The sequence below is a fragment of the Pseudomonas sp. genome (assembly GCF_037994325.1).
Lineage (GTDB): Bacteria > Pseudomonadota > Gammaproteobacteria > Pseudomonadales > Pseudomonadaceae > Aquipseudomonas.
The window spans coordinates 1-4,732 of sequence record NZ_JBBNAH010000510.1; the positions used below are offsets into that span (position 1 = coordinate 1).

The window sequence follows — 4,732 nt, forward strand, 5'->3', positions numbered from 1 at the left end:
AGGTGAGCTCGCGCTGAATGTTCAGCATGCCGGCCAGATCGCGCTCCAGAATAAAGTTGCGCAATTCGACCGGCACATTGCGCTGGTCGAGCAGAAAGTGCGCCTGATCGTCGATTTCTTCCAGGAACATGCCGTGGAAGGCGTAAGTCAGGTCGAGGTAGCGCAGGCCAAGGTGGGCGGCGCCACGAAAGGTGGCACTGCTAAGCATGGCAAAGCCCCAGATGCCATAGGTGTTGAGTTGATAGCGCGAGCCGGCTTTCAAACCGATGCCAGGAATATGGCCAAGGGCAGCGACCAGGTTGCCGATCAGGAGTAACTCTTGGCCGGCATCAATCTCGGCGCCGGGGTCGGCCAATACGGATAAATCCAAACCAGTACCGGCCAGGCAGGCGTCCAATCCCAAGCCTTGGTCGAGACCAAATTGGGTCAGCAACTGCACGCTGATTGCGCTGCGTCTGGCGGGCCAGGTGAGGGTCGGGTGGTTAGCCATTTTTTGTCCGAAACTCACAATTTGATGGCCGACTATGCCATAACCATTGCCCTGTAGGCACTTTAGTCTTGCGGCTTGGAAGTTCTCTTTCTCTGCGCTTACAGAACACTCTGGGATAACAACAATGACTAAAACATCCCCGTCGGCCGCACCCTTGCGCGTGCTGATTATTGGCGCCGGCTTTGCCGGCATGGGCCTGGCGATTCAGTTGCAGCGCGCGGGCATTCGCGACTTCTTGCTGCTGGAGAAAGCCAGCGATCTGGGTGGCACCTGGCGGGATAACCGCTACCCCGGTGCGGCCTGCGATGTGCCCTCGCATCTGTACTCCTTTTCCTTTGAGCCAAAGACCGATTGGAGCCGCAAGTTTGCGCCCCAGGCGGAGATCTTTGCCTATCAGCAGCATTGCGCCGACAAGTACCAATTGCGCCCGCGCATTCGTTTTAACTGCGAAGTGGCCAGTGCGGTGTTTGATGGCGAGGCGGGGCTGTGGCAGGTGAGTTGCACCGATGGCCAAACGTTTAGCGCTCAGGCCTTAGTGACGGCGTGTGGTCAGCTTAATCGGCCTTTAGTACCGCGTATTCCGGGGCTGGACAGCTTTACAGGCGAAGCCTTTCATTCGGCGCGTTGGAACGCTGAGTACGATCTGGCCGGCAAGCGTGTGGCGGTGATCGGCACCGGCGCCAGCGCCATTCAGTTCATTCCACAAATCGCCCCGCAGGTGGCGCAGCTGCATGTGTTTCAACGCTCTGCTGCCTATGTGCTGAGCAAGCCGGACCGCGCTTACCGACGGTGGGAAATCGCCCTGATGGGCCGCCTGCCGTGGTTACAGAAGATCGACCGTGGTTTGAAATATCTGCAGCACGAGTCGCGGGTGCTGGCCTTTACCGTGTTCCCGAAAATGATGAAGGGCATGCAGTTTCTCTTTCGGCAAAACCTCAAACGCGGCATTCAAAACCCGGCGTTTCGCCAGCGCTTAGTGCCGGATTACCCGATGGGCTGCAAGCGCATTCTGATTTCCAACGACTACTACCCGGCGCTGGAACGAGCCAATGTCGAGGTGGTTGACGAAGCGATTACAGCGGTTACCGAGACTGGCGTGCGCACCGCCGATGGCCGCGAGCGCGAGGTCGACGCGATCATCTACGGCACCGGTTTCGCGGCGACTGATTTTCTCGCGCCGATGCACAGTACCGGCCTGGGCGGGCGCGAGCTGAATGCGGCGTGGAAGGAGGGCGCCGAGGCGTATTTGGGCATTAGCGTTAGCGGTTTTCCCAACCTGTTTATCCTGTATGGACCCAATACCAACCTGGGGCATAACTCGATTATCTACATGCTGGAGAGCCAGTTCGCCTATGTGCTCGGTTGCATTCAGCACCTACAAGGTTTGCGTTACCTCGACCTGAAACCGCAGGTGCAGGCGCAGTTCAACCAGCAGTTGCATAAGGACAACGAGCATTCGATTTGGCAGCAGGGCTGCACCAGTTGGTACAAAACTGCCAGCGGTAAAAACACCAATAACTGGCCGGGCTTTACCCTGACCTACCGCCACCACACCCGCCGCCCGGAGCTGAGCAACTATGACTGCGTTCGTTGAACCGCCACGCCTGGGCCAGCGTCTGTTGGCCCGTGTACTGCGCAGCAGCCTGATCCTGTTTTTCCGCAGCCTGATTCGCCCACCCATGCCGATTGCCGGGCAACGCTGGATTCTTCGCGCGCTGACTGCGGCTACCCTGACGCCCCGTGGCGTGCGCCGGGTTGACGGCACCATCGGCGGCTTGGCGTGTGAATGGCAGCGTCCTGAGCAGGACACTGACAAGGTGCTGCTGTACCTGCACGGCGGTGCCTATCTGATTGGCTCGCCCGCCACCCACCGCGCCATCACTAGCCACCTGGCTAAACGCTGCAAGCTGGCGGTGTGTGCGCTGGATTATCGGCTGGCGCCGGAGCATCCGTTCCCGGCTGCGCTGGACGATGGCGTGACGGCTTATCAAGCGTTGCTGGCCCAAGGGTATCGCGGTGAGCAGATTGTGTTGGCCGGCGATTCGGCAGGCGGCAACCTGGCTTTGGGGCTGGCGTTGCGGCTAAAGCAGGCCAGCCTGCCCATGCCGGCGGCGTTGGTGTGTTTTTCGCCGTTGACCGATGCCAGCCTCAGTCAATTGCATAAACCCGCAGCCGGCGACCCCTTGTTGAGCGTGGCCTGGATCGAACAGGCCGGGGCTTTGTTTTGTCCTGCGCATGTCGACCGGCGCGACCCGTTGTTGTCGCCGGTTTACGCCGACCTGAGCGGCCTGCCACCGCTGTTGATCCAAGTCGGTGAGGACGAAGTGCTGCTGAACGACAGCCTGCGACTGACTGAGCGCGCAGAGGCGGCCGGCGTGGCGGTGCAGTTGCAGCGTTACTCCGGCTGCTGGCATGTGTTTCAGGCCCATGCGGGCTTGCTGGATGTGGCAGACCTGGCGCTGGCGCGCGTGGCCAGTTTCTTACATGAGCAATTCGCCCGCTCCCCACAACAATAAGAAGGCTGCCATGGACAATATTTTGATCACCGGTGCCGCCTCCGGCATCGGCGCCGCCACCGCGCGGTTGTTTCACGCTAAGGGCTGGAAGGTAGGCTTGGTCGACGTTAACGAGCCGGCGTTGGTCGCGCTGGCGGCGGAATTAAATGGCGCCTGGCATGCACAGCTGGATGTCACCGATGTTGATGACGTGCAGCGCGTGCTGGCGGCCTTTACCGCCTTGCACGGCGGGCAACTGCGGCTGCTGTTCAACTGCGCGGGCATCTTGCGCTTTGGTTTGTTTGAACAGATCACCCAGGCCGAGCACGCCGCTATCTTGAACATTAACGTACTGGGTTTGCTGAATATGACCCACGCGGCCTTTCCCTACCTGAAAGCCACGCCGGGGGCGCAGGTGATCAACATGGGCTCGGCGTCGGGGCTGTATGGCACGCCGCATATGGCCAGTTATTCGGCGTCTAAGCTGGCGGTGCGCGGCCTTACCGAAGCGCTGGACCTGGAGTGGCGCGCGCACGGCATTCGTGTTGGCGATCTGATGCCGCCGTTTGTGCGCACGCCAATGGTCAGCAGCCAGCACTTTGAGCCACCGGCATTACGCCGGCTTGGGGTGAATTTGCAGGCCAGCGATGTGGCCGCTGCCTGTTGGCAGCAAGCGCATGGGCCGGCGGTGCATCGCGCCATCAGCCTGCAATTCAAATTGCTCTACTGGGCGGGGCAGGTGTCACCGGCGTTTGTGACGCGCTGGATCATGGGCTTCCTTTCCCGACCCTGAACCCCGGTCGCCGCCGCGCAGGCAATAACCCAGAGTTTTGGCGCGAGCATAGACGCCTGACCCATTCTGGATTTCCGCTTGCGCGGCAATGACGGTGATGGGTTAAAAACCTTTGTAACCAAACCAGCACAATTGCCGTAATGGCACTACGCTCAAGCAGAGTGCTCTTTTCAGGGCACTCGCTATCTCGGGCCTTGCGCCCGGTCTATGTCGCTTCAAGCAACGCACGCAAATGCATCTAGCCTCGGGCGATTGTTCCTTGGAACTGTCGCGACGTCAGCGCCGTTGAGCTGGCAGCAGCAATGGGAAAGCGGTCAATCCATCCATCGCATGTGAGGGGGTCGCACCATGAGCACAGCAAGCGTAAACGACATCAGCAGCAACGTATTACGCCGGATGAAAGAGGGCGGTTTCGACTTCGCCCGCATCCACCCAATTGAGTTCTACGCCATTTTTCCCGATGAGGAGCGGGCGCGCATGGTGGCAAAAAAATTCCGCAGTGAAGTGCTGAACGCGCAAGTCAGCGAGCGCGACGATGGCGCCTGGCATGTTTTGATCAGCAAGGTGATGTACGCCACCTACGACGGCATCGGTGCGTTTGAGAGCGACCTGGAAACCATGGTCGCGCCGTTGGGAGGTGTGTTGGATGGCTGGGGCGTTACGCAGGAGCTCAAAGGCCTGCGCGTGTAACCGGCTGTGCACCGATCCGCAGCGGCCGACCCTTTGGTCGGCCGCTTTGCCTCTTCTTAATCCGCTCAATTGGTTCGCTAAACTTAATCAGCCCAACGTCCATCGCCGTCCAACTGGGCGTCGCGCTGCATCGACTCCAGATTGCGCTCGATGGTCTCGCAGATGTTGTCCATTTGAATCTGGTGCTCGCTACTCTGAAACGGGCTTTGCAGGTCGCTGCCGATGCGTTCGACCGACAGCAACATAAACCCGACCACGGTCGAG

General features: G+C 59.9%; 5 protein-coding genes and 1 pseudogene. 4 read left to right on the forward strand and 2 right to left on the reverse strand.

The features are described 5' to 3' along the window. A partial coding sequence (locus AAAB16_RS17175; protein WP_340664415.1) for an AraC family transcriptional regulator ligand-binding domain-containing protein occupies window positions 1-490 on the reverse strand: 490 nt, incomplete at its 3' end. A gap of 124 nt (window positions 491-614) precedes the next feature. Between AAAB16_RS17175 and AAAB16_RS17180 the strand changes: the two genes are divergently transcribed. From AAAB16_RS17180 to AAAB16_RS17195, 4 genes are all read left to right on the forward strand, one after another. Beyond that, window positions 615-2,084: an NAD(P)/FAD-dependent oxidoreductase gene (locus AAAB16_RS17180; RefSeq protein WP_340664416.1), complete on the forward strand. Its 1,470-nt coding sequence runs from the start codon at window positions 615-617 to the stop codon at window positions 2,082-2,084. Beyond that, window positions 2,068-3,006, forward strand: a complete 939-nt coding sequence (locus tag AAAB16_RS17185; RefSeq protein WP_340664417.1) for an alpha/beta hydrolase — start codon at window positions 2,068-2,070, stop codon at window positions 3,004-3,006. The genes AAAB16_RS17180 and AAAB16_RS17185 overlap by 17 nt, the downstream gene beginning before the upstream one ends. 10 nt (window positions 3,007-3,016) lie before the next feature. Then, the gene (locus AAAB16_RS17190) at window positions 3,017-3,778 is read left to right on the forward strand and encodes an SDR family oxidoreductase (protein ID WP_340664418.1); all 762 of its coding nucleotides are present in this window, start codon (window positions 3,017-3,019) and stop codon (window positions 3,776-3,778) included. 348 nt (window positions 3,779-4,126) lie between these two features. Beyond that, window positions 4,127-4,468 carry a ribonuclease E inhibitor RraB gene (locus tag AAAB16_RS17195; protein WP_110617847.1) on the forward strand — a complete coding sequence of 114 codons (342 nt, stop codon included), beginning with the start codon at window positions 4,127-4,129 and terminating at the stop codon, window positions 4,466-4,468. Window positions 4,469-4,551: 83 nt separating this feature from the next. On the opposite strand, the pseudogene AAAB16_RS17200 reads toward AAAB16_RS17195, so the two are convergent. Further along, a pseudogene (locus AAAB16_RS17200) lies at window positions 4,552-4,732 on the reverse strand (effector protein); the annotation flags it as partial.